The organism is Pseudomonas sp. CLCA07 (genome assembly GCF_053615335.1).
In genome coordinates, this window is the sequence record NZ_CM132131.1 from 15,827 (window position 1) to 40,028 (window position 24,202).

Annotated in this window: 31 protein-coding genes; 10 read left to right on the forward strand and 21 right to left on the reverse strand. The window is 56.2% G+C overall.

What is annotated here, in order from left to right; all coding sequences use genetic code 11:
* Positions 1–58 precede the first annotated feature (58 nt).
* From ACWGZX_RS00100 to ACWGZX_RS00140, 9 genes are all read right to left on the reverse strand, one after another.
* Positions 59–403, reverse strand: a complete 345-nt coding sequence (locus ACWGZX_RS00100; protein ID WP_452626792.1) for a head decoration protein — start codon at positions 401–403, stop codon at positions 59–61.
* Positions 400–1,548, reverse strand: a complete 1,149-nt coding sequence (locus ACWGZX_RS00105) for a head maturation protease, ClpP-related (RefSeq protein WP_452626793.1) — start codon at positions 1,546–1,548, stop codon at positions 400–402. Before ACWGZX_RS00105 ends, ACWGZX_RS00100 begins: the two co-directional genes overlap by 4 nt.
* Positions 1,545–3,029: a phage portal protein gene (locus tag ACWGZX_RS00110; RefSeq protein WP_452626794.1), complete on the reverse strand. Its 1,485-nt coding sequence runs from the start codon at positions 3,027–3,029 to the stop codon at positions 1,545–1,547. Before ACWGZX_RS00110 ends, ACWGZX_RS00105 begins: the two co-directional genes overlap by 4 nt.
* On the reverse strand, positions 3,029–3,235 hold the full coding sequence (locus tag ACWGZX_RS00115) for a phage head-tail joining protein (protein WP_027923826.1): 207 nt from the start codon (positions 3,233–3,235) through the stop codon (positions 3,029–3,031). The genes ACWGZX_RS00110 and ACWGZX_RS00115 overlap by 1 nt, the downstream gene beginning before the upstream one ends.
* A 53-nt stretch (positions 3,236–3,288) precedes the next feature.
* The gene (locus ACWGZX_RS00120) at positions 3,289–5,298 is read right to left on the reverse strand and encodes a phage terminase large subunit family protein (protein WP_452626795.1); all 2,010 of its coding nucleotides are present in this window, start codon (positions 5,296–5,298) and stop codon (positions 3,289–3,291) included.
* A gap of 3 nt (positions 5,299–5,301) precedes the next feature.
* Positions 5,302–5,901 (reverse strand): terminase small subunit, encoded by a 600-nt coding sequence (locus ACWGZX_RS00125; protein ID WP_452626796.1) that lies wholly within the window; start codon positions 5,899–5,901, stop codon positions 5,302–5,304.
* Between the two features lie 350 nt (positions 5,902–6,251).
* Entirely contained in the window at positions 6,252–6,527 is a 276-nt protein-coding gene (locus ACWGZX_RS00130) for a hypothetical protein (RefSeq protein WP_452626797.1), read from the reverse strand.
* Between the two features lie 60 nt (positions 6,528–6,587).
* The gene (locus ACWGZX_RS00135) at positions 6,588–7,163 is read right to left on the reverse strand and encodes a DUF1737 domain-containing protein (protein WP_452626798.1); all 576 of its coding nucleotides are present in this window, start codon (positions 7,161–7,163) and stop codon (positions 6,588–6,590) included.
* The gene (locus ACWGZX_RS00140) at positions 7,160–7,495 is read right to left on the reverse strand and encodes a phage holin, lambda family (protein WP_452626799.1); all 336 of its coding nucleotides are present in this window, start codon (positions 7,493–7,495) and stop codon (positions 7,160–7,162) included. Before ACWGZX_RS00140 ends, ACWGZX_RS00135 begins: the two co-directional genes overlap by 4 nt.
* Before the next feature lie 646 nt (positions 7,496–8,141).
* Here ACWGZX_RS00140 and ACWGZX_RS00145 point away from each other — a divergent pair.
* Positions 8,142–8,354 (forward strand): DUF1059 domain-containing protein, encoded by a 213-nt coding sequence (locus ACWGZX_RS00145; protein WP_452626800.1) that lies wholly within the window; start codon positions 8,142–8,144, stop codon positions 8,352–8,354.
* A gap of 331 nt (positions 8,355–8,685) precedes the next feature.
* Here the strand turns inward: ACWGZX_RS00145 and ACWGZX_RS00150 are convergent, their stop codons facing one another.
* Positions 8,686–10,398, reverse strand: coding sequence for an arylsulfatase (locus ACWGZX_RS00150; RefSeq protein ID WP_452626801.1), 1,713 nt, complete (start codon positions 10,396–10,398; stop codon positions 8,686–8,688).
* A gap of 789 nt (positions 10,399–11,187) precedes the next feature.
* Here ACWGZX_RS00150 and ACWGZX_RS00155 point away from each other — a divergent pair.
* Positions 11,188–11,376, forward strand: coding sequence for a ribbon-helix-helix protein, CopG family (locus tag ACWGZX_RS00155; RefSeq protein ID WP_436277128.1), 189 nt, complete (start codon positions 11,188–11,190; stop codon positions 11,374–11,376).
* A gap of 20 nt (positions 11,377–11,396) precedes the next feature.
* Here the strand turns inward: ACWGZX_RS00155 and ACWGZX_RS00160 are convergent, their stop codons facing one another.
* Positions 11,397–13,058 (reverse strand): SulP family inorganic anion transporter, encoded by a 1,662-nt coding sequence (locus ACWGZX_RS00160; protein ID WP_452626802.1) that lies wholly within the window; start codon positions 13,056–13,058, stop codon positions 11,397–11,399.
* A gap of 175 nt (positions 13,059–13,233) precedes the next feature.
* On the opposite strand from ACWGZX_RS00160, the gene ACWGZX_RS00165 reads away from it, so the two are divergent.
* Complete coding sequence (locus ACWGZX_RS00165; protein WP_452629095.1) at positions 13,234–13,464, forward strand: hypothetical protein; 231 nt, start codon at positions 13,234–13,236, stop codon at positions 13,462–13,464.
* Between the two features lie 171 nt (positions 13,465–13,635).
* Positions 13,636–13,812 (forward strand): hypothetical protein, encoded by a 177-nt coding sequence (locus ACWGZX_RS00170; RefSeq protein WP_452626803.1) that lies wholly within the window; start codon positions 13,636–13,638, stop codon positions 13,810–13,812.
* A gap of 134 nt (positions 13,813–13,946) precedes the next feature.
* Here ACWGZX_RS00170 and ACWGZX_RS00175 read toward each other — a convergent pair whose 3' ends face one another.
* The 8 genes from ACWGZX_RS00175 to ACWGZX_RS00210 are packed head-to-tail and all read right to left on the reverse strand — an operon-like array spanning position 13,947 to position 18,560.
* Positions 13,947–14,336, reverse strand: a complete 390-nt coding sequence (locus ACWGZX_RS00175) for an antiterminator Q family protein (RefSeq protein ID WP_452626804.1) — start codon at positions 14,334–14,336, stop codon at positions 13,947–13,949.
* A 4-nt stretch (positions 14,337–14,340) separates the two neighbouring features.
* Positions 14,341–14,661, reverse strand: coding sequence for a hypothetical protein (locus ACWGZX_RS00180; RefSeq protein ID WP_452626805.1), 321 nt, complete (start codon positions 14,659–14,661; stop codon positions 14,341–14,343).
* Between the two features lie 4 nt (positions 14,662–14,665).
* Positions 14,666–15,961: a tyrosine-type recombinase/integrase gene (locus ACWGZX_RS00185; RefSeq protein WP_452626806.1), complete on the reverse strand. Its 1,296-nt coding sequence runs from the start codon at positions 15,959–15,961 to the stop codon at positions 14,666–14,668.
* Positions 15,958–16,167, reverse strand: coding sequence for a hypothetical protein (locus tag ACWGZX_RS00190; RefSeq protein ID WP_452629096.1), 210 nt, complete (start codon positions 16,165–16,167; stop codon positions 15,958–15,960). Before ACWGZX_RS00190 ends, ACWGZX_RS00185 begins: the two co-directional genes overlap by 4 nt.
* Before the next feature lie 17 nt (positions 16,168–16,184).
* Positions 16,185–16,967, reverse strand: a complete 783-nt coding sequence (locus ACWGZX_RS00195; protein ID WP_452626807.1) for an ATP-binding protein — start codon at positions 16,965–16,967, stop codon at positions 16,185–16,187.
* Positions 16,948–17,802: a hypothetical protein gene (locus ACWGZX_RS00200; RefSeq protein WP_452626808.1), complete on the reverse strand. Its 855-nt coding sequence runs from the start codon at positions 17,800–17,802 to the stop codon at positions 16,948–16,950. The genes ACWGZX_RS00195 and ACWGZX_RS00200 overlap by 20 nt, the downstream gene beginning before the upstream one ends.
* Position 17,803: 1 nt before the next feature.
* On the reverse strand, positions 17,804–18,298 hold the full coding sequence (locus tag ACWGZX_RS00205) for a YmfL family putative regulatory protein (protein ID WP_027923809.1): 495 nt from the start codon (positions 18,296–18,298) through the stop codon (positions 17,804–17,806).
* Between the two features lie 43 nt (positions 18,299–18,341).
* Positions 18,342–18,560: a Cro/CI family transcriptional regulator gene (locus ACWGZX_RS00210; protein ID WP_027923808.1), complete on the reverse strand. Its 219-nt coding sequence runs from the start codon at positions 18,558–18,560 to the stop codon at positions 18,342–18,344.
* 78 nt (positions 18,561–18,638) lie between these two features.
* On the opposite strand from ACWGZX_RS00210, the gene ACWGZX_RS00215 reads away from it, so the two are divergent.
* The 6 genes from ACWGZX_RS00215 to ACWGZX_RS00240 all read left to right on the forward strand — a co-directional run bounded on the left by ACWGZX_RS00215 (position 18,639) and on the right by ACWGZX_RS00240 (position 22,007).
* Positions 18,639–19,421 carry a LexA family transcriptional regulator gene (locus tag ACWGZX_RS00215; protein ID WP_452626809.1) on the forward strand — a complete coding sequence of 261 codons (783 nt, stop codon included), beginning with the start codon at positions 18,639–18,641 and terminating at the stop codon, positions 19,419–19,421.
* A gap of 163 nt (positions 19,422–19,584) precedes the next feature.
* On the forward strand, positions 19,585–19,833 hold the full coding sequence (locus tag ACWGZX_RS00220; protein ID WP_223503756.1) for a DUF1654 domain-containing protein: 249 nt from the start codon (positions 19,585–19,587) through the stop codon (positions 19,831–19,833).
* A 384-nt stretch (positions 19,834–20,217) separates the two neighbouring features.
* Positions 20,218–20,535 carry a hypothetical protein gene (locus ACWGZX_RS00225; protein ID WP_452626810.1) on the forward strand — a complete coding sequence of 106 codons (318 nt, stop codon included), beginning with the start codon at positions 20,218–20,220 and terminating at the stop codon, positions 20,533–20,535.
* Positions 20,536–20,956: 421 nt separating this feature from the next.
* Positions 20,957–21,316 carry a hypothetical protein gene (locus ACWGZX_RS00230; protein WP_452626811.1) on the forward strand — a complete coding sequence of 120 codons (360 nt, stop codon included), beginning with the start codon at positions 20,957–20,959 and terminating at the stop codon, positions 21,314–21,316.
* Complete coding sequence (locus ACWGZX_RS00235) at positions 21,313–21,549, forward strand: hypothetical protein (protein WP_452626812.1); 237 nt, start codon at positions 21,313–21,315, stop codon at positions 21,547–21,549. Before ACWGZX_RS00230 ends, ACWGZX_RS00235 begins: the two co-directional genes overlap by 4 nt.
* Positions 21,546–22,007 carry a hypothetical protein gene (locus ACWGZX_RS00240; RefSeq protein WP_452626813.1) on the forward strand — a complete coding sequence of 154 codons (462 nt, stop codon included), beginning with the start codon at positions 21,546–21,548 and terminating at the stop codon, positions 22,005–22,007. The genes ACWGZX_RS00235 and ACWGZX_RS00240 overlap by 4 nt, the downstream gene beginning before the upstream one ends.
* A gap of 423 nt (positions 22,008–22,430) precedes the next feature.
* Here ACWGZX_RS00240 and ACWGZX_RS00245 read toward each other — a convergent pair whose 3' ends face one another.
* On the reverse strand, positions 22,431–23,327 hold the full coding sequence (locus tag ACWGZX_RS00245) for a hypothetical protein (RefSeq protein ID WP_452626814.1): 897 nt from the start codon (positions 23,325–23,327) through the stop codon (positions 22,431–22,433).
* Between the two features lie 107 nt (positions 23,328–23,434).
* On the reverse strand, positions 23,435–24,193 hold the full coding sequence (locus ACWGZX_RS00250; protein WP_452626815.1) for a hypothetical protein: 759 nt from the start codon (positions 24,191–24,193) through the stop codon (positions 23,435–23,437).
* Positions 24,194–24,202: the final 9 nt, after the last annotated feature.

Consider the following 24,202-nt stretch of genomic DNA (forward strand, 5'->3'; position numbering starts at 1 on the left):
GGACTCTCCAGAAAAGCAAAACCCCGCACAGGGCGGGGTTGGGATGAAGGGGAATGACTTAGCGGGCAATTACGAATTGAGCTGCCAAGGCGGCTTCAGCGTCAGCATCGAAACCGGTCAGGTGCACCTCGCTGACCTCAGCCAGCCGCACCACTGCACTGGCCCGACGCTCCTCGGTCGATTCACCCAGTGGCCCGTAGAGGATGCAGGCCGCCACTTCAGTGCCGTCGGTGGCGGCGGGATCGTACGGGGCAAACTCATTGGTCGCCGTGACCAGTCCCAGCACCTGGCCCGCATTCAGTGCGGCACCTGCGGCCACCAGAATGGATTCACGAGAGATCTTTCCGGCCCCTTCGGAGAGCAGAAACTCGCCAGCGTGCAGCGTTTCGTACTTTACGGTCATGCTCGTGCTCCTTTTGCACTGTTGGATTGCCCCGTATGGGCGGCCGAACGGGCGGCCCAGATCGAAGAAGGATTTGGTTGTTTCGCCTGCACCTTCGGTGCAGGGTCATCGTCGAGGGGCACGCTGTTGTCAATTTCAAAACCGTTGCCGCTGCTGATGATTTTGTCGAACAGCCTCGCCCGCACGGCGGGGGCATCTAGCCCAGCCGCGACATATTCGGCGCTGAACTCAGGTAACCGTGCCGCGACACACAGGTCATGCACCGCCTTGGCCCGGTTCAGACCCGCCTGGACGATCTCTTCGCTTTCAAGCTTGGTCGAGCTGAGCAGCGGCGCGACCAGGTTACTGATCCCCGACTCGGCACAACGCTGAGTGATCATCAACGCCAGCGTGGCCGAGTCGACCACGGGCGCGGGTGGAACGTGCGGCTCCAACTCCGGAGCCGGCTCGGGCGCCTCATCAAGTTGGGCCAGCAGTTCGGCCGGTGCGTGCTGGTAACGCTGGAGCACCGTGCCCTGCCCGAGGCAGGCCTTAACCGCAACGCCATCGCCGACCTCATCGGCCAAGCCCAGAGCCACCGCTTCATTGGCGGTCAACCAGGTTTCGGCGGCCACCATATCTCGCAGCTCTGCCTCATCGATGGTGGGTGCCTTGGCCTTGTAGGCCGCGATGATTGCCTCCATGGTTTGATCGAGGACATCGGCCACTTTACGAAAGCTGTCGGCATCGCCTGCCGCATAGGTCCATGGGTTGTGGATCATCAGCATGGCGTTCGACGCGATCACCACCTTGTGGGCACCGCACACCGCGACACTGGCCGCGCTCGCGGCCAACGCATCGATCCGGGCCGTGCACCGCTCGCCCAGCCGCGACAACGTGTTGTGCATGGCCAGCCCGTCGAACAGGTCGCCGCCGATGCTGTTGAACGCCGCGATGATCGGTGACACACCGTCATCCACGGCGCGCAGATCCTGCATAAACTGACTGGCGGTAATGCCCCAGGTGCCGATTTCGCCGTAGACAAAGACTTCAATCACGCGCTCAGTGGCTTCGCCACTGGCGTGCACGGCGTACCAGCTTTTGTCCTGCACCGGCACCCGCTGGCCGGCCCTGTTGTAAATGCGCGGAGGCGTGTTCTTGCTCATGCTTGCTCCTTGTCGTCGAACGCCTGAAGCAGTTCGACGAGCGTGCTGTAATTAAGACCTTTGCCCCGAGCCCGTTCGGCATCGGCGGCGTTTTCTTCGTCCACCGTTTCCGCGTCATACCCGGTGCGCAGGACCATCTCGCTGCGCGAGGCAAAGCCGGCGTTAACTTCCATCGTGCGTGACTGAACATCCTGAACCGGATGGATATAGGCCCAGCCTTGTGGCACCCAGCGCGTGCGCAGGTATTCACGACGGCGCTGGGCATAGCCCGGCAACAACACAGCACCGCTGAGCACCGCCATGTCCATCCAGGCCGCCCGCACCGGGCGACACAACTGGTGCACATACACCCCAAACTGCAGTTGCTCCAGACGACGCCGGAACTCAGTGAGCACCACGCGCAGTGCGCGGTCATTCACGTCGCGCATGTCGCCGGTGAGGATCTCGTACGGCATCCCGGCGCCGGCCGCTGCCGCCATCAATTGCTGACGCATGAAGTCGGGATAGTTGTTGCCGGCATCCGGCGGCGTGGAAAACTCGACCTCCTCCCCCGGCAACAACTCCTGCATGGTCCCAGGCTCCAACGCCACCATGGGCGTGAAGCCATCCGAGGCAAGGTTCAGTGGCGCGCCAGTTACCGGGTCCACCGGTGTCTGGATGTCATCCGGTGACGGCTTTTTGATAAAGCCGGCAAACAGGTTGGCCACTTCCTGACGGAACAGCACCGCATCGTCGTAGTTGTCCAGGCTGCGCAGACGCTTGAGCACCGGTGACAAGCGCGGCAAGCCGCGCAACTGACCCGGCTCGACCGGTTCAAAGATGTGCAGCACCTGGCTGGCCGGCACCCGCACCAGTTGGTTGTAACCACTGTTCAATGACGAGGCGTCGCCCGGGTGGGAACGGTACATCCAGTACGCGACTCGACGACTGTCCGGACTGAACTCGATCCCGGCGCGGATAACATTGCCGTTGCGCGCGGACTCGAACTTGTCGTGCGGCACAAATTCCGGGGCCAGCACCTGTAGCTGCAACGGCACCACCAAGCCTTCGTCGAGGCTGCGTGGACGCAAGCGGACAAAACATTCGCCGGCCGTTTCCACCGTCCGCGCGATCAGGGCCTGTTGTCCGTAGAAGTCGGTTAGACCATCGGCGTCGGACTCTTCGGCCCAATCGGCCCAGAGTTCCTGCAGCATGTGCCGAAGTTGATCGTCCTGGGTTTTCGGTCGCGGCGTAATGCCGGTGCCGATCAGGTTGCTGACCCGTTTATCGATGACGTTGAACGCGTACGGGTCGTTGCGCACCGCCGCCCGGGAACGTGAGCGCAGGTTGCGCAATGCCGGAATGGCAATGCTGTTGAAGCCGGCGTCGGGTGCATCCCAACTCGCGGAACGACGCCCTTCGGCAGCCCCTTCGTAACTGGCCTTGATATTCGACGGAATCAGGAAACCGCTACGGCCCAATGTTGGAAATTGACGAGCCATTACAGTCCCTTGCCTCCATGATAAAGCCGCACGATGCGCGACCGAGGACCGGCCGCCGCGATCAGCGAGCTGCGAATTTCGTCGCGGGCCCTGAGCAGTTCGTCGATGTCGCGGTACTCAACGTTGCGATCGGCGTAGCGCACGATTTTTTCACCGCGCGCAATTGCCTTCTCGACCGCATCGAGTTGCTGTTGGGTAAAGGCCATGGGGATCGCTCTAAAGTAAAAAGACAACGTGGTGTGCAACTGCGCGTTTTCACTCAGCGTCGTTTTTTGAGGTAGCCGCTGCTGGAGCTTCGACGCTGTGGGGGCCGTGCAATCGGTAGCGGTGCTGCTGCCAGTTTGGCCGGTGGCGGTACGGGATCAGCCGGTGGCTGCCGGGGTGTCGCGGGAGCGCGGATACGCTCAGCCGACACGACTTTTTCGCCCGGTGGCACCGCCTGAAACAGAGCGTTTCTTACCCGCTCCCAGTCGTGCTCCTTGTAGCGATTCAATCCCAGGTAATGCGCCATCGCCAGGCTGTACACCATCAAGTCGAGGGCTTCGTTGCGCTCCGCCTTGCCCTTGACCCATTCAATTTTTTTGTAGCCTTTGACGTAGCGAGTCACCTTGCGCTCGGCAACGCACTGGGCGAAAAAATCATCCGGCAGGTCGTTGGCAAAGTGCAGCGCACCGGGGCCGTCCTCCACCGGATAGCGGTTGTAAATCCAGTCCTTGGCGGTGTCGGTACCGATGAACCACAGCTCGACACCCTTGCGCTCGGTCAGGCCTTTCCAGGTGACATCCATCATCGATGGCCGCTGCGCAATCACCGGACGACCTGGCTTGCTCGCGCCCTTGACGGCGAAGATGTTGCGCCAGCGGCGCAGCCGGCAGAATTGGTACACCTCGTCGGTGTGATTACCGCCGGAGTCGATGCCGGCCGCCCGGATCGTCAGCTGCGCGCCACCCGGATGCGGGTAACGCGCCTTGAGTTTGTCGTCGAGTACCGACCAGGTGCGTTCGTCGGAGGGATCGCCCCAGATCACCTGGTAGTCGATGATCCAGCGCTCCATGCCGGCGCCCCAACCGACCACCATGAACTCCAGCCGGTTGGCTTGAACGTCGACCGAGGCCGTGAGCATCAGCACGGCGGATGGCATCGAACCCAGACCATAGGTTTCCAGGCGTGCCCGCGCCATCAGCACATCGGCTTTGGTCTGCTCTTGGGCGCTGTCCCAGACCTTGGCCAGACGGGTGTTGTAGAACACCTGCATCGGCTCAAGATCGCCGCGGGACATGGCCTTTTTGGCCTTCTCGAACTGCTTGGCCAGCGCGGCCCAACCGGTCCAGCCGGGCGGCGAGTACAACGCATTGAGGTTGAAGCCGACGGTTTCACCATCGCCCTCGGCATGCGCGCGCCACTCGCCCTTGGCCAACATCTCGCCCTTGTGATGCTCTTCAATCAACACATCACAGTCAGGCCCGGCGCACTCGTAATGCGCCAGCTGACAATCCGCCGAGTAATGCAGGCGCTCCCATTCCAGGACTTGCATGTGCCCGCAAGTCGGGCACGGCACGTAGTAAAAACGTTGGTCGCTGGTCTCGAAGAGATCAGCAATGCGCGAGGCGCCCCGGATTGTCGGCGAACTGGAGAAGTAGAACTTGGCGTTCCGGCCAAAGGTACTGCCCCGGGTTTCCGCCAGCTCAATCGGGTCGCCCTCCTCCCCGACGTCCACCACCCAGCGATCCACCTCATCGCCGTAGATGTAGCGGGCCGACAGCTCCGACAGGTTGGCCGCCGAGCCGGCGGTGGTGATGTACAACGAGCCGCCCTCGAACTCCTTGGTGTCCATGGTGTTGCGCGCATCGCGTGCACGGTTGGCTGCCACACGTTCGCGCAACACCGGGGTGGCCTTGATGGTCTTGCCGATGCGCGACGAGACCCGCTTGGCCAACCCCAGGCTGGGCAATAGGGTGAGAATGTTCGACGGCGCCATGTGGATCAGGCCGCCAATCCAGTTCAAGGCGATCTGGGTTTTCATCAACTGCGAGGCGACCATGGTCACCACGCGCTTGCACGGATGTGCGGGTGACAGGCAACGCATCGGCTCACGAGCATAGGGTGTACGCGCGGTGCGGTACTGCCCAGGTTCGGCGGCGCCCGCATCCCGCGGAATGCGCATGAACTCGTCAGCCCATTGATCAATCCAGACGTCCGGCTCTGGCCGCAATCCACGGAAATACGCCTCTCGGTACACCGCTGCACCGTCGGGCATTTCCGCTGCCATGGGTTAACTCGCTGTCGTCAAAGAATGAATAAGGTCCGTCGAGGCCATTCGTTCAGCATCGTCCAGCACGCGGCGCAAGGCGGCAGTGAGGTGCTTCTCGATTTGCCAGTGGTCATTCATGGCGGCCAGCTCGGGCGCTAACTGTGGCGGCATGCCCAGCAACAGATCCCGCAGCATGCGTCCCGTGGTGTACGCCGCCGTTTTCACCGCCTCCAACTCGACATGGGCGCCACGGTTTTTGTGAAACTCGCTCTCGGTCAGGCGTGACTCGTAAAACTCGCGGAAGGCGCGGGACTCCTGAAAGTCCGGGATGCCCTCGCCGGGCAATGGCACCTGGTGCGAAACAGCGGGTGAAGGCTCGTATTCGATGGCAGGTGCCGGGGTATTGCCTTCCGGCTTGCGCTGAATCCGTTCGCGCTCATGCCGTGCCGCCACATTGGCTTTGCTCGGATCCGCGGTGCTGAACAGGAGTCGGTCCGTGGCCTCGACATCCACCATCCCATCCGCCATCAGAACCAAGCGTCCGGCCTTGGCCAACTTCGACACATAGGGTTTCGACCACCCTTGGCGAGTGGCGAACTCCGCTTTGGTGAGTGTTGTCATGTCGATACCTTACGGTTAACTCGGCGGGACCGAGAGTTAACCGAGTAAATTAGTCGGTTAACTCCTAGGTTAACCACCTCAACGCCACGGTCTACTTGGCTTTCAACCAAATTCATGGCCGTTTTTTCAATCGCTTAGTTAACTCTTGGTTAACTGCCTTAGTTAACCGCTCTGCAGGCCACGGCCCGCGTGGCTTACAGACGAATCAGGGGATAGTCGAGTTAACCAGGTTAACTCCTAAGTTAACCGCCCTGTAAGCCACAGCCCACAAGGCTTTCAGCCCAGTTAACTAAGCGAGTTAACCAGTTAACTAACTTTGGCGGGGTGCCGCTAACGCGTTTGCGCGAGTCTTATGCCCCGTGTTCCTTGGAAGTTGCCAGGGTCCCCGCCGGCCCTGCGCTGCACACCGAAGCACTGCCCCGCCCTAGCATCCGTTCCAGAGACTTTGAGTTCTGCGCTGCTGCATCGGCGCAATCAACCGGGCAGCTAAGCTCTGCACGGGCATGATCAAGCGCACGCTGCAACGCGTCGATGATCTTTTCAATCGTTCCATCCCGGCGGAACGACAGGTTTGTCACACCGCCGGTCTCTGTCTTAACCCAGAGCACGTCCAATTCTTCGCTCAACACCCGTACCTGCATAAGTCCCCCTTTCTATAGCTTTCACAAAACGACACCAACTGGCTATCAAGGCATTGCTGCAAGCTGGCGGGCAATCTCGTCATAAATCGTCTTGGCTGACCAGGTATGCGCCACGAGGTCGGTGCCCGCTTGTAGCAACGCGGCATCACCCTCAGCGGGAATGACTGGTTGGTCACTCAGGTCGTTGTAGCTACCCGAGAAGTCCGAAGTCCCACTGCCAATAGCGGTACGAGCAGCGGCGGCGTCGACGCTCACCAGCACGGCCTTGCCGACATCCGAGGCGTCCGAGATGTTTTCCGAGGTGATGTCGCCTGGCGTGCCGGCTGCATTGTTCGTCCCTTTCACCACCGCCTGAAGCACTTGAAAGCCTTCAGTGATGGAGACAGGACTTCCGTAAGGCTGCCAACCATCGGCGATGGCCTGTGCCAGCTTGTCCGCCAGCTCCTCGGGAGTGTTGGCGACGACAGTGTCATATTGGGTGTAGGCCATTAACGAAACCTCAATATTGAATGGTTGAGCGGCGAGTGGCTGGCATGCAGGCGACTCAGCACAATGGATGTGGCCCGTGACGGCATAGGCCAGCAGGAACACAAGAGGCAACACCCAAGGGCAGCGTTTCACGGCGCCGAATCCGACTTAGGAAACTTGAAGTCTGCAAACCGATCAGCCATATCGGCGATTTTCTTCACGCCAAGGAAACCAATGAACACACCAGCAGCCGTCGCGAAGTTCTGCGGTAAGCCGAAGTACTCCAGTAGCGGAATCAAGCCAATGGTGATCAGCGTGCAAAGCGAAGCTTCAAGCAGCGCCTGTCGCTGCGTGCCGCCACCATAAATAATGCGCAATGCACCGACCACGAATGACAATGCTCCGGCATAGATCGTCGACGCATGCTGCCCCAGCCACGCGAGAACGAGCAGCCAGGTGTCTGGTTTGTCGGGCATGTTTGTCATCCGGAATCCTCCCTTTCGGGGAGTGCAATAGATCCGGCTCCCGCAGCACTCCCAGCTTGAGGCGTTGGGTGTGGCGGAGCCGAAAACGAAAAAGCCCTGCTCGATGGCAGGGCTTGTAAATGGGCACAAAAAAACCCGACTCAACGGTCGGGTTCTTGAAAGGCGTCTCGCAGCGTTCACAGCAACACACGCTGCTATAAAAGCAGGTCTATTCCGCGCGGAAAAGGCTTTTCCGCACTAAATGCGAAATTGCACCCAACTTGACCATACGTTTGCATTCGCGTTGGCCATCTGATGCATGGAATTTGCTCATCACTCTTCAACCAAGAAGGGAAGAAAACTACGCAATTCAGGACTGCGCGACAGGCGGTAATCGGCCATGTGAAGTCATTAGTAGTTGCTACGTAACCAGCATAAAAAGGGACAGACCACGATTTCAGGTAAATGCCGAGCCGTCGTGATCTGTTCCCTGTTTCCGCGCGACCGCTTTCTATGTCTGGCACAACTACCCTGACATCGGTGGGCCTATACTTTAACGATCGGCACACTCGATGTGGCATGCAGTCGTGTTTGATGTATGCGGGACGCGTCGAGCGATCGTTCACGCAGGCCACCGCCTGCCTTCGTCGTAGGGAGGAAAACATTCATGGCGCGGAAATACATCGACTGCCGCGAGTTTCCGAGCGATTCCCACTGCTCAATCGCACTGTCCGCAGACTCTGAAAACGAACTGCTCGAGGCCGCCGCGCAGCATGCGGTCAGTGTTCACAAGCACACCGACTCACCAGAACTGCGTGCTCAACTGAAGACGATGTTTCACGACGGAACCCCGCCTGTTGAAGCACCGCGTCTTGCTTAGCACCCAGGGGTTTCAGAGGAGTGATTGTCATCGATAAGCACCTACGAGGCTCATTTCGATGAGTTCCGCACGCCTGAGGGTAGTTTTTTATTCCTGGCACAATCTGAATGACGAAGGAGATCCTCAAGGAGCTGCCGATGGCTGCTCCTTGGGGGTGCTTTGGAGAGCTTGTTTAATGTGGCTGCGTGTTCATTCAAGCTAAGCTCAAGCTGATTCGACAGACTGCTATCGGCCAATAGCGGGCATTAGGAAAGGAAAATACATCTAGTCCGAAAAAACGGGCGCCTGTCTGGGGCGCCCGTTAATTTATAGCAGTTGGTCAGCCACGGAGTTAATCGTGTCCGTTATGGCCGCTCTTCTGCATGGCTTTGAGAATACCGTCCAAGTTGTAGGTTTCCGGCTCCTGCATAGGCGGGAATTCCTGGTACGACATTAACTCTTTCTCCCAGAGCAACTGCCCGATTGGCAGCATGTTCCAGTTGTAGATATAGGCGTTGCCAGGTGAACCCAAAGCACCGCCATAGCCCGTGATGGATTTGGCGTCAGCGCCGACTGTTGTTTCAAAGGGGTCACGTTTGACGTTGAGCAGTTGGGTCCAGTGAAACGTGGTGGCGCCATACAGCCCGCCCGTCGCCGTATCCGGCACCATGGTGTAATACATCTTCCAATTCTGGTAGCGCACTGCCGAAGGTTGTGAGCCGGTGTAGTAGAAAAAGGTGTCGCGTGCCGACTTGTCGGATTTGCCGGTCAGGTAGTCCGTCTGATCCACGCCATCGAGCTTGGTCTTGACGATACCAGGGTACTTACCCGCCATGATCTGCTCATTCAGTTCGTTACCCTTCTTGCCACCAGCGATATTGACCAAGGTCGGCACCCAGTCAAGCGAGGCAAAAATGTCGGTTAGGACCGTGCCCGGCTTAATTTGTCCAGGCCAGCGAATGACCAATGGAGCGCGCATGCCGCCTTCCCAGGTGGTCAACTTGCCGCCCTTGAACGGGGTAGTGCCGCCATCCGGGAAGGTAATGGTTTCCGCACCGTTGTCAGTGGTGAAGACGACAATGGTGTTGTCCAGCTCGCCCATATCCTGAAGTTTCTTCAAGACATAACCAATGTTGTCATCCAGTTGCTTCATGCCTGCTTCATTGGTGCCCCAGTCCTTGCCGCCGGGTTCACCAACCATGGCGTCATACTTGGGCGGCAATACCGTGGTGATGTGCATGCGTGCCGGGTTGTACCAGACGAAGAACGGCTTGTTGGTCTTCTTGGGATCGTTACGGTCAAGGAAGTCGATGACTTTGGTGGAGATTTCTTCATCCACCGACTTCGAGCGCTCCAGCGTCAGCGGCCCTTCATCCTTGCAAGTGGTGTTCTTCTGCGTACCGTCACTGGAGATGCAAGAGATAACCGGACGTGGCGGCGTCAGACAGGTACCGTCCCTCGGATTGATGGCTCCGGGAACTTCCGGTAGCCCGTTGATCGGACTGGCCTTGCAAGGCGGTGCAATACCCTGCGTTTGCGGGTTTTTGTTGATGTCGACAAAGCTTACGCCCTGCATCGCATCGAGGTGATAGAGGTAGCCCCAGAACTCCTGGAAGCCGTGGGAAGTTGGCAGCGCCTCAAAGTTGTCACCCAGATGGTTCTTACCAAATTCGCCAGTGGTATAGCCCAGATCCAACAAAAACTTAGACAGTGCAGGTGTGCCAGGTCGCAACCAGGATGGGCTGCCGGGCAATTGCGGTGGAATCATGCCGGTACGCAGCGGATGCATTCCGGTAAAGAAAGCGTTACGCCCCGCCGTACAACTCTGCTCGGCATAGTAGGTCATGAATTTCGCACCTTCTTGGGCGATGCGATCAATATTCGGTGTTTCGCCGACTGCCAATCCCTGGTGATAGATGCTCGGCTGCATCCAGCCGATGTCATCCGCCATGATGAACATAATGTTGGGTTTCTTGTCCGCAGCTTGAGCCACTGCAGGCAAGTTCGCTCCCACCGCCAGACTGCTCAACGCCAATCCCGCCAGTATAAGTTTTCTCGGTTGCATGAATTTGATCCTCTCCAGTTGATTCACGTAACTACCCATATCGGATATGTCGTGTTCCCATCCCAAGGCTCAAAAACTGCAACGGCTCCATCTTCACCCTGACGGCGCTCCGTCATCCATAGGTGCAGCGCGCTTGATATAGTGAGCATTGACCACAATGGCTTATGGCGAAAGTCGAATACATGCCTTGCATTCATCGCCAATACCCATCACAGAAACGTGAGTATAGACACGCATATCTAATGTGCCGGCGGGGTAGAAATTTGAGGAAGGGGGCGTTCTCCCTCTGACAATCGATGGTTATCACCCCACGAAATCGCGTGACCTCGTACCGAAACCACCTACTTACTTGCAGGTGCTCAGGCTAGTCAGTATGCGAACTCACAACGCTTAACGAAAACCAACTCGCCTTGTAGGCTGCAATTATGCAGTTGACGCTTTGGGTTGAGAAACGGAGGGCAGACGAGATTGGTGGCAATGACCTAAACGGGTCGGTTTCAGCCGGTCGTGGCGGGCGGAAAACGGCCATTTCCGGTCGCTCGTAACTGATCACAGTCGACCCGTTGCAGGCAGGCGGCCAGCTTAGAATAAATCCGCGCTCTTACTCGCGGGCGGGAGTTATCCATCTTGAGTCAACGCAGATCCGCTTCCTCATCCACTGTAGGCGCCAATTGCTTTCTAGTGTGTTAAGTCGAGGTACCGAACAACCCACCGCCGCAACAGTGACAGCACCGGACAAGGCAATTACAATTTGATTAACATCCAGCGACTTGAGCGATTGAATACCCCATGGAAAGCAAGACTGCGCGCCTCACTGTGCTCATTGATCCCGTCAAGAAAAAAGCTTTCGAGGAACTCTGTGCAGCACAAGACCTGACGTCTTCGCAGGTGGTCCGCCAACTGATTCGTGACTACCTGGACGCTCACGGCGCCAGCTATTCGACCAAGAGCAAGCATGCCACCAGCACCAAGTCATAACCTAACACGGGCAGTAACCTCTAGAGGGTCGACGTGCCCTCTACGTGACTGACCGCTTTAGCCAACGCAGTGTTGAAGTCGGCGTGGTAATGCTCGGGGCCAATTTCTTGCAGGATACCCACCCTATCGAGCTTGTTGAGCACCTTCGTGTTCGCTTCGCAGAGTTTCACCACAATATGCCGCTTGTGCAGCTGCTGAATGACCTCCTCCAACACTTGCAAGCCCGTGATATCCATAAACGGTACGCGCTTCAGACGGATAATCAGTAGGTTTGGGTCAGTATGGGTCTGTGCTATCACACGCTCGAAGGTCTCAGCCGCACCAAAAAACAATGGCCCTTCAATCGTATAAATCAAAAGCCCTGGCGGTAGGCGAGTATGGCCATTGGTCCTCAGCTCTTCTTCAAGCTCGTGCTCCACGACCTGTTGCACTTCCACAGATGAGGCCATGCGGCGCATGAAGTGCAGCATCGCAAGAATGACGCCGATATTCACGGCGATCACCAAGTCACTGAACACGGTGAGGTTGAAAGTGATGAGCAGGATGGATACGTCTGCGCGTGGGGCTCGTTGGACCATGCGCTTGAAGTGCTTCAACTCGCTCATGTTGTAGGCGACCACGAAAAGAATGGCAGCCAGGGCGCACAGCGGAATGTTTGAGGCTAGAGGTGCCAGGAACAGAACAATAAGCACCAAGGTGACCGCGTGCGTAATGCCGGCCAGCGGGCTCGTGCCGCCGTTACGGATATTGGTTGCAGTACGGGCAATGGCCCCGGTAGCTGCGAAGCCGCCAAACAATGGTGTGACCAGGTTGGCCACCCCCTGACCGATCAGCTCCTGATTGGAATCGTGCTTGGTGCCCGCCATGCCATCGGCCACCATCGCGGACAGCAGCGATTCGATTGCTCCAAGCATGGCGATAGTGAACGCCGGCCCAATCAAATCGATGACGCGGGACGGCGTAATTACAGGCAAGCTCAACGCTGGCAAGCCTTGAGGTATACCACCGAATGCACTGCCAATCGTGGCTACCCCCTCGAAATGAAAGGTGGACTGTATCGCTGTAGCGACCGCCATTGCGATTAGCGGGCCAGGTACCCGTTTGAGTCCGGGAATTTTGGATGCGGTGATGACCAGGAAAAGGCTAAGTACCGCCAGCAGGGTTGTGGCGATATGAAGATCCGGCAGGGCCTGTAGCAGATGCCAGAGCTTTTCATGGAAATGCTCTCCACTGATCGTCGGTAAACCGAAAAAGTCTTTCCACTGCCCGACCCAGATGATCACGCCGATGCCCGCGGTGAATCCGACAATCACCGGGTCGGGGATAAACTTGATGATTGCACCGAGCCGTGCCATCCCCAGCAATAACAACATGGCCCCCGCCATCATCGTGGCGATTTGCAAACCGTCAACACCATGTTTGGCCGTGACTCCCGCCAGAATCACGATGAACGCACCTGTCGGCCCGGCAATCTGCAAGCGGCTTCCCCCAAAGAGTGAAACCAACAGACCACCGATGATTGCGGTGTAAATGCCTTGCTCAGGTTTGACGCCAGATGCAATGGCAAACGCCATTGCCAGAGGGAGCGCCACGACCCCGACGATCACGCCAGACACCATATTGCGAAGCCAGTGTCCTCGCCCCAACAACCCCGCCTTCCATGCCTCACCTATCGCAATCATGGCTAGCCCCTCAGTGGATGCATGTGCATAATATTAACATACAGTGTTAATTTAAATGCCCTAGATCCACTGCTTCGAGCGGCTGGAGATGTTTATAGTGAAAGCTCAGATGGAGCTGGGCGGGCATGCACTGCAAATAGAGAATTTTGAGAGCGCGCGTAGCGTGGTGACAGACATGAATCGTAAAGCTGTGCAAACCAAACATGCCGAAGGCGTGACCTTCGACACCCATGTGATCGCAAACCCGACGAACCCCAAGGAGTGGATAGTGTTTTTCAAGAAGGACGCTGGCAGGAGTTATTTCTTGGTTGATGACAACGAGGAGGTCGAATCTTTTGGGCATCTGGATGACTTGATCGCCGAGCTTCGAGACCTGGGCCTCAAGACCGCTGAAATCCACTTTTAACCCTTGGATCACGCCTTGGAGACATGATCATGTCAGTGAAGATCGAGTATCTGCCCAGTCAGAGCGAAGCTTTCTGGTCTGTATGTTTCGGCACCAGACGAGTGCAGTTTCGAGATGAAAGAAGTGCTCAGGACTATGCTGCCACGCTCAAGGAGAGAATCGAGGCTCCGCATGTTTACCCTCGACGTGATCGGCCAGCGAACATTCATAGTTGACTGGGCACAGGCAGTGTCGAACTTCACCCTGCATGGCTATTTGATTGTTCTGCGTAAAGGATTCGATGAATTCTGGGCCTTCTGCACAAAGGCCGAACAGCCAATTGCCAGTCTTGATATCTGTAACAGATAGGCGTGTTACTGCAAGGGAGTAACTGTTTTTGGCGGGTTGATGCCTGATATGACAGGCAGCTTTGGGTCGTTCTGTGCCGATCAACGCCCCAAAGCTTCTCGGTGAAATTCGATGCAAACAGCTGGTTGGGTCGATTAAGCAGCTTGCCGTATTGCATCGACAGCACAATCGATCCATGCCGCCCCTGCTCTCGCCAGTTCCCGCGTTTTCCCTTCGCTTATGCCGTAGTGCTTGCCTACCCGGACCATGGGCCATTTGGCGCCGTAGTAAAGCCAAATAATATCGCCCATCTGTTGATCACGATGTGAGAGCCGTGCCACTGCGCTGTCAATAACTCCGGCCCACTCGTCTGTAATGCAATAATTCTTGCTCGACGACACCTGCGGCATCGCCTGGCGCATCAGCGCAAATGTCGGTGAGGTGTAATTGGGTATCCCTGCCCCGTCCATTCGCCACCATCCCCACTGTTCCAGCAGGTACTCGGTATCCCCCAATGGTCGGCCTGCCGGCTTACGAATCATCATGCTTTCAATCCCCTGTGTAATTTGATCCGCCGGCACCCCGACGGTTGTTCATTTGGTAGTACTCGGCCGGGCCAGATGCCGACGGACCTCGCTGCAGTACTTCAATTTCGCGCTGAGCCTGCTGCAATCTGAGGCTGAGTTGTGTCACCAATTCGTCTGTAGAAAGCATCAACCGACTCCCCGCCATTACCCAACCTGAGCCGTTGCAATCGATGCAAACCAGCTCATGAAACACCCCTTGCACCACGGCTTTTCCCTTGCAGGTCAAGCAGTGTTCCAGCTCGATCTGCACCTTACGAAAGCCATGGGCCTGGGCTTTTTTCATGTTTTCAAACCTCGCCCTTAACAAATTGCGGAATCGACTCGCAGACCGCGCCATTCAAGGCGTCTACGAGGTTTTGCGATTCTTCATATCTAGCGCCTGTCTGCTCGTGGATCGCCTTGAAGCCGCGCTCATCTAACCAGGTGTGCCATTTCACCAAGGCCAGCCGACGCTGCTCTTTGGCCTGAGTATTGATGTAGGTCGAGGCGATCTTGCCGAGGGAATGGTTCAACAACATCTCGCCGATATGCCCGTCGACGCCGAGGTCGGTCCACGCGGTACGCGCCACTTTGCGCAGGTCGTGACTGGTCCAGGCACCTTGCCCCAATCGGGTGAACACAGCGCTGGCCTGGTTTTCGCTCAGCGCCTTCCCTCGGCGGGACGGAAACAGGAACGGCCCCTCATACCCTCGTGCGGCCTGCCGTTCACGATATAAACGCAGCAGCGCGCAGGTTTGGTCGGTCAGCGGCACCCGCAGCTCGGTCTTGCTCTTGGTGTGCTCAGCCGGCAGGAACCACTCACGTTCAGGCAACGTGATGTCGGCCCAGCGCGACTGGCGGGTTTCACCAATGCGGGTGCCGTGACACAGCATCATCAACGCCAGCATGGCGTCACCTGGCGCACTCTCGAAACGCTCGGTCAGTTGCGCCACCAGCTCGGGTAATTGGACATCGCGCAGGCGCGCGGGCTTGGGCAGAATCCGGGCCGTCGTGAAGTGGACGAACTTAAGGTCGGCCATCGGGTTGGCCGGGATCAAGTCCAGCTTGCGGGCCTGACGAAAGGCCACTGCGAGCTGGCGGTACAACTGCTGGACGTACGACAGCGACAACTCTTCCTGACCCGGCCACATCAGCCGCTGGTCGAGGGTCTGGGCATCCACCTCTTGTATCAGCAGATCTTTCAGGCGCGGCTTGAGCTGGCATTTGATGGCCGACTTACCGGCCGCGCGACGCTTGGCCGAGAGCGCGCGCGAACGGGCCATGCGATCGGCATACCAATCCAACAGCTCGCCGACGGTGACCCACCCCGAGACGCTGGCCGCGCTATCGGCCGCCACGCGCAAGCGCACGGCCGGTAACGCCGCGATCACCTGCTTGGTGGACAGGTCGGGAAAGGCGCCGATGCGGTGCCACTTCCGTTTGTTTAGCAGGTACCACGACCCGCGCACGCGACTCTTCGAATAACGGAAGTGCAGTGCGGGGTGACTGGCATCACGCAGGTCGCGCACATGCTCAAGCTTGGCGTTGCGCTGAATTTCCGCGTCGGACAATTTTACGGTCAAGGTCTTGATCAGGGCGCTCAATCGGTCGCCTCCGGCTGGGCGAGACGGTCAACCACCTCGAACGTTGTCGGCCACATCCATGCGCCATACCGATTAGCCATCGCCTGGTCGGCGAACAATGCCAAGGCATGGTCTGGTGTATCACTCAGGTCCAACTTGAAAGAGCAGCAGAACACGGCAAACCGATAGTTTGCCGGATCTGGAACAGCCAAGCGGCGATCAGGTATTTCCAAGCTGATCCCCATCAGAAGCCCTCCTTACCGCGTTGAGATTCCCACTCGAATGCCACGCCAATGCAACCGTTTTCGCGGATGCGGTCGACACAGCGCGCGCCAATGGCATCGTTCAATTCGGCAGGAGACAGGTTGCTGACGATGATCGTCGGACGGCATTGCTCGTAACGACCGTTGATAATGCTGAACAGCGTGGCCAGCTCAAACTCGCTCTGCTTGGTCGCGCCGACTTCATCAAGCACCAGCAGATCCGCGCCGATCACCTCTCGTAAAATGTGCGCCTCGGACTCACCAGAGCGATCATTGAAACTCGCCCGGATATCGCCGATGAGTGTGCCCACCGTGCGGTAGATCGCCTTGACCATGCATTCGTTGATCAGGTGATTGGCCGAGGCAATGGCCAAATGGGTCTTGCCGGTGCCGACCTTCCCCAGCAGCAACATGCAGCGACCTTCCCGGCGATGCTTCGAAAAGTTGTCGACGTAATCGGTGCAGGCATCCAGGGCAATCTGCTGCGCCGGGTTCGATACGGCGAAGTCGGCGAATGTCTTTTCCGCGAAGCGCTTCGGAATCCGGGCGCTAGACTGCTGGACAATCCGAAACTGAAAGCGCTTGCGCTCAAGCTCCTGCATGTCGCGTTTGTTGCTCGCGCAGATGGGGCAACCAGACAGGTCGCCGCCCTTGAGGATGACCGCCGAGTAATCGCCATGATCGAAGCAGCTCGCTGGTTGACGGCCAATGACGCGGAATTTGCGGTCAATCTGAGCGCCGAGATTAGAGACGGAAGGTGCCATTGGCGTTCTCCTTGGTACCGGCCTTGTAATCGCGAGTGTCGAAGCCGGAGTGGCGACTGGCCGGAAGTGGATGGGCGGGGCTGACCGTTTTGTCGGGGAAGATCCCCGTCCATCCGTTGCTGATCGAAAGTGTCAGCACCGAATCGGGGGCTGGGTGTGTCGCCAACGCCTTGGCCTGTTGTTCGCAGCTTTTGGCGGTGAGAGGTTTGTGGATTTCCTTGCGGTGCTGGCACCAGTCGGCCCAAACCTCGTCGCTGACGTTTTCCGGTTTGGCCATCAACGGATCAAACTTTGGCGATTTGCCTGGCGCGTCAGCGCCCTGCTTCTCCTGATTACTGGTTACCTGATTGGTACCCTGATTACTGGTACCCTGATTTGTCGGAAATTTTTCCGACCCTTCTCGGATTTTTTTCCGACCCTGTTCGGAAATTTTTCCGACCTTGCTCGGAGATTTTTCCGAGGCAGATCGGATTTTTTTCCGACCTAGGCTCACATCAGAGGTCGGATATTTTTCCGACCCGTCCAGCTTGCGATTCCACTCTTTGGCCTTCTCGGTCAAGCGAAACAAACTGATATTTGCCGTGTGGGACAGTTCGATCAGACCTGCGGTTTCGAGTCCTTTGAGAAGTCGGTACGCGGTATCTGGTTTGTCGGTGAGCAGGGGCAATTCCTCCACGATCTTTGCCTTGCTCAAGGCAAAGAAAATCCCGTGATCGGTCTTGATTGGCCTTGCCCAACTAGGGCACTCGTAGACAAACGAAAACAACAACGCCTGCTGGGAGTTCAACCCCCACTCCAGCGCTTTCACTTGGTTGATCGTGATCGTGAACTGCATATCAGTCCTTTCCGCCTAGCGGTCGGGCTGGGCGCTTCGACTTGTGCAACTCGATCAGTGCGGTCACCTCCTCGTGCCGCGCAGCCAAGTGCTTGGCATGCAAGGCCAAAATCTCCGATGCTTCCACGGCAGTGATTTCGCCGTCTTCCAGCGCGAGGGCAAGAAACTGGTCAACCCGGCCGCGCTTCACAGAAGTACGCAAAGAGCGCTGGTGCATGTCTACGTTGTCCAAATCACCGACTTCAGGCAGGCGAACAAATACGCCGCCGTACATCGCGCAGATGTAGTCCGGTAAGCGCGTGGTGCCCTGCTCGCTTTCAAGGACATAAACCTCCTCATCGCTAAGAGGAACAACACCGCCGCTCTCATAAACCTGATTCTTAAAACGCTTCAGTTCGAGACTGAGGCGAGCTGAAGCGCATACCTGGCCGCCTGGGTATTTCTTTGCGACCTCGATCACCACTGCGCGACGGGTTTCTAGTACTGGCGATTTCATTGTCTAGTTTTCTCTCGGCGCCATTGCGCTCAAAGTTGGCTCATTAGATGGGCAGCATCCGGCGACGCGTCCTTTTCGCGCTTTGAACCGGGAACGGTCTAAGCTCTTCCGCTGTGTATGAGCCATCTGCGTGCTCCGTAACAAAAACCTCACGCCCTGCCTGCAGAGCTTTATTTATTGAACTTTGGGTCATGCCTAACAAATTTCCGGCCTTGGTCTGCCCCTTCTCGGTAGCAAATTGGCTGAGGGTGAGTTGACGCACTGTCCGGTCTCCGGTGGTGTATCTGAACCGACAATATCTCCCATGGAGCTTTTTTAATCAACTCCAATGGAGATGGATATGTATCTCCACCGGGAATACTCTTCGGAAATGAAAAACGACAGACGACCATTACTTGAGTGGGAAAAGACGGAGTGCACCGCATTAAAAGCGGAGCTGGCTGCCTACAATGCGCGTGCCCCTAAGGGCGAGAAGCTGACTCAAGAAGAGATCGCACTCTCCGTAGGCATGAGCCAAGGCACGCTAAGCAGTCACTTGAACGGTAGCCGTGCGCTCAACAAGGAAATGGCAGCTGAGATAGCTAAAATGCTCGGCATACCCGTAGAGAGATTCAGCCCACGGATCGCGAAAGAAATCTCCGAATTGGCGATTGCCGCCAATGCTGTTCCACCAGTCGAATCATTGCAGTCAAACGTCGAGCCTGGCCCGCCAATTACCAGCGCTCCTCGTCGAATCGATGTTGTTGGAACGGCACAACTCGGTCACGAAGGCTACTGGACAAGTCTTGACCAGGCTGCTGGCTGGGTTGAGACCTACTCTAGGGATGAAGACGCCTATGCACTCCGACTCAAGGGTGACTCAATGGCTCCGGCAATTCGTAGTGGTTGGATCGCCGTCTGCGAGCCCAATCACCGCCTAGTGCCAGGTGAGTATGTGATGGTCACCACCACTGATGGGCAGAGCATGGTTAAAGAACTGCTCTTCGAAAACGAAGAAGACGTCAGCCTCATGTCGATCAACTCGGCTTACGGTGAGAGGCTGACAGTAGCTCGGATTGATATCGATAAAATCCATTACGTAGGCGCAATCCTTGCCCCTAGCAAGGTGCTGGGCAGAATCTAAATTTGAGCCCTTCGACTTGTCATTAATTCCCCCTAGGTACCTCCCTTCTGAAGCCCGCTAGTTGCGGGCTTTTCTCTGCTAAATAATTGTTTTTAATCGTTAATATTTAGCGCTTACGCAGCAATCCATTCACTGTATATCCATACACAAAAGGAGCAGTGCTATGGCAAAACCACAAAACAAACCAACACCGCCAAACTCGTTTGACCTTCTCGGACTCCGCATCCAAAAAATCATCAGCTCCCCCGCTGCCCAAAAACGAAAGATGGCAGTCATTCGAAGAGGCGCGGATGAGTGCCAGGAGGACTGGAAACGGCTCCTTGACGACATAGCCGATACCGAGCACGTAACATTGAGTAGAGAAGAAGACGGCGCCGCCCGCGTCTCCTGGAGCCTCCCGGCCAATATCTGATCGCCAAAAAACTCGCGCAATGCGGGTTTTTTTAGGTCTATCGGAATATTTATCTCCCGTGGAGTTGACTTAACTAACTCCACGGGAGATATTTAAGTCGTCGCCACGAAGCAACCCGGCAATGCGGGATCTCCCGCCGCTCTTTAACAATCAGCGCAACAAACAACAGACCGCATTGCCTCTACCGGCGACCGGCGAACAGACAGGCCCGAAAGCCTGCCAACGACAGGAACAACCTGGACGGCTGCTCGAGGGCGAAACGCCATAACCGTGTGAATGATCCTGGCAAGCAATGCGCCCCGCCTCTCCGGCGGCAATAGGACGGAAAATTTCACTAATGCACCTGGTTACCGGGTGCATTGGGAAAACAACCGGGGGATAGCCATGAGTAAATTTGAGCTGGGCCATGAGGATGGCTGGTCTCGCAGGTTTTTCGAAAGTTTCACCACCTTCTATGACAGACCAGACCTGATAAAACTGGTGATTGCTGCTTACGATAAAGCAGGCGCGGCCGCAGCACTGTCTGCAAGATCCTACGTGGCCCGCGGCGGTGAAAGCAGAAGATTGACGGCGGTATGGGATGAGGCAGTTGCTCAGTCGTTTGAGCGAGTGCTTGCCTGTCTAGCTGGAAATTATGACCAAGAGCCAATCCATGAGGGAGAAGACATAAATCTTCCAGAGCGGCCCGATTTCGAGATGTGAACGAAAAAAGTTTCAGGTCACAGATCAACCTGCGCCAAACGACAGCCTGTCGCTAACTGCCCGAACCTCTCATTGAGAGCGCATCGGTGAGCCCTGAAGCACAACGATCGTTGGATGGTCCATGTGCCATCGCTTCAGGGTTCACCGATGCGGATGAGCACACACCGGTCACGCACCGGCCCCCTGCATTCCCCCAACACATAGAGGATTGGCAAGCATGTAACCGACCGATATCGAAGCCCGCCCCAAAGGCGGCACCTGCGATCACGTAGGGAGGTCTTCGTGACGCAATCAAAGCCCGGTTCCGATCGGGCTTTTTTACGCCTGCCTTTATCCGTCAGCACTCTCCCCTGCGCCCAACGGCAACCAGCAGGCGGCCCGAGTGCTGACGAATAACCGCAACCCACAGGAAGGAATAGTGATGAATCAGACCATTCGCCAAAAACAAGCGGTCCTGCAGGTGTTGCGGGATCGCCTCTCAATGTCCACTTCGGAGATGTACCAAATGATCGGTCAGGAAGAACCTGTAAGGCCGCTCCGCTTCACTCTAATTCCCCTAGGCGCAAACAAATTCGATGTGATAGAGCGCTCGACCGGCCGTTCCCGCGGTACCCGAGAGAGCCATGACTGCGCCTGCCACTATGCACGACAGCTTGAAGAACAGGCCGACGTCATCAATTCCGTTGGCGTGTCTGTTCGCCGCTTCGGACGTCTCGTGCTGCGCTGGGTTAGCGGCTTCGCCGTGTTACTCGGAGTGTTCGCTTTCTTCGGAGCGCAATGATGATTGGCGGCTCTATTCCTGATCCGCACTTGGAGGCGCAGGCCGACATCAATCGCAAAATTGCCGAGTTCTTCCGTGTCGGCGGCAAGGTCACCGAAGCGCCAGGCTACGAACCTCAGCATCCGCAGCCACGGTCAGCTGCGATTGATCCTGAAACCGTGTTGAAACGGCGACGTCCCTCCCCGACACAAGCCGAACACAAAGGGCCGCAAAAGCTTGCGGAGACAAAATGAGCAAGCGGAAGCGACACAATATGCGCGCTCGAATCGAGCGAATGAGCCGGGCACGGCTTAACACCCATCATGTCGCAGTGATCCACATTGATCCCAGCGGACGCCAAGGGATGATCAACTGGAAGACGTGTAGGAGCATCCCGCCAGGGCAACGCATGGCCGAGGCAGTCTGCGACGTTGCCCACCGCTGGACGATCTATGTCAGCGCCCAGTGCCGCGATCAGAATGGCCACCGCTACACCAAATCGGTCGAGGTCGCGCCCCAAGGCAACTATATGGCCGCCCACCTCGAGGACGTGATCGAGGACACCTACAAAGCCCTGGTCGCCGAGAGCAATCCGAATCATCGGGTCGCATCGGGTTGGATCGCCATTCCCGCCGAAATATCGCTGACTGAAGAGCATGCCGCCCGGGTGTTCGACGCTGTGGGCGTCTGGAACCAGCAGAGGACCGCATGAGACGCATCAATAACCAGGTGCGCCAGCGCCGACGACAGACATGGCTGGATCTACCGGCCCACGGAATTGAAGAGGCAGGCTATAGCCAAGAGCAACGCGGATATCCAGCGGGACAATCGTACCAAGGAGAAAGCTTTGCTGGACCGGATCGGAGCCGAGAAACGGTCGCTGATTGTGTCGAGGGCGCTCGCTGCTAATGCACTACAGGTGCTGGGCGAGCGCCACGACTTCGAGGAATGGCAGGAGACGGTGTCCACGTTCCTCATCAACCCTTCGCAAGTATGTCGCGAACTGAAATCGTGGTATCTGAAAAGTGGTCGCGACAGCTTGAGGAATTCGTCGAGACCGGTATAGAAGCATAACGGCTCCCCCTTCGCGCCGACCAACGAGAGCGTGGGTTGATCTGTGAACTGACACTCAAATTCACTCCGAATCTTCAACAGCTTTCGGTGCAAATGCCGCCTTACCAAACATATTCAGGTCATGCTGGAACGCTGCGACAGTTCCAGATGCGGCTGCACGGCCAGGGTTTTTGGCTATCGCTTTTTCAATCACTGCTTGTTGATTGGAGTTAATCTTTCTATACAGCTCCGAAACCTCTTTTGCCTTGCCGAACAAATATTCCGCAAACCCCTTCGGCCAGTAATAACTTTGTGGATAAATTTTTCCTCCATTCAGCGATACGCGACTAGCCCTCATTTGTTTAGATTCACTGTGACCAGCAAGCCCAAGAAGAATAAACTTCGGAAGCTTCGTATACACCATGATCTGGCCATCTCCTGTTAATACATCCATGTGCATATTCCTAAGAAAATAGCGATTGATGTTTTCCGGAACATCCACGCTGGTGCTATCGATTGCATCTAACGGATAAAGGTGCTGCTCATAAACTCCGAGATTATTAGCCTTTCCGAGAATGAACGATGCGAGACCTTGCAATATAGCCAATTCCTTTTCATCTGTGATTTTGTCTGACCTTGGGTTCATCGATCGAATATAGCTCAAAGTGCGCCAACTTAGAGACGCGCAAAATTTCGCTAGCCAGTCTCCGTAACAGGCATTATCAGTTTCATCCTTTACAAACGGATAGAATATTCTGTTCGAAAATGCGCGCTCCCAGCCAGAAAACAATTGCTCGCAAGCTTCGCAGAGCCAATAGTCCTTAGCGATATCTTGTGCTCTTTTATTTATATTTTGATTGAGTCGAATGTAGCCTGTTGCTGAAGAGTCCTTTACCCATTTCCCAACAAATTTTGGAATAAAGTGACTGAGTTTCAGTTCCCCGACCGCACAGCATAATTTGCATTCTCCTTCGACCACTTGTTCACCCCCACCCTAGTAGAAACCACAGCTTCTAAAACCCCACTTCAACGAATCACGCCAGCCGGCAAGGTGTAGCCAAGGCCACTGTAGAACTCAAAGCACCGCTATTTTCCCGACTTCGCTTTTTCCCACTCTTGTTTGAGGATGTGCTGACACCAGTCAACGACATTTTTTGCTAGTTCCTTTGCAGGGCCACCAGCTTGATCGCACTCGCTATGCAGTTCATTGACCGCCTTCATAAACTCTTTAGAGTCGAGCTCTTCAGGATTAAGTAAAAGCTCTATTTTGGCCTTCAGGCTCACCAGTTCTTTAATTGACTGTACATGTGACGTCGACCAGTCAGTACGCAGTTTATCTATCAGTGCAACATCCACAGGTCCACTACGCATACTAATAGATGACTGCGTAGACTCCCAATAAGTGTTCAGGCGCTGTACGTTCAGTGCTGCCGCAATAAACATCGCTGTTGAGTCACGAAGATCATTAATCCAATTCTGCCTACTAGTCTTCAAAGAGGCTTGAGCAGCAATAAGTTCTTGACTAGCGATCATTTCCTTTTGAACTTCAAAAGTTTGCTTTGCGGCCAGATCCTGACTAACTATCATTTCTTTTTGCAAGTCGAAATTCTGCTTCGCGGATAGTTCTTGGCTCGCAATTAGTCTTTGCTGCAGCTCAAAGTTTGCCCGTGCAACCTTCTCTTGACTAACAATAGTTTTATTGAAATTTCGCACTGTGAGATATGTACCCAGGACGAAGATGGCGACAGTAGCAGAAAAACTCCAAAATGTAGCCCAGTCAAAACCAGAATCGACAATAATTTTCGGAACTTGTTCTAGATAAACGACTGATGTTTCGTATTTCATTCCCCGACT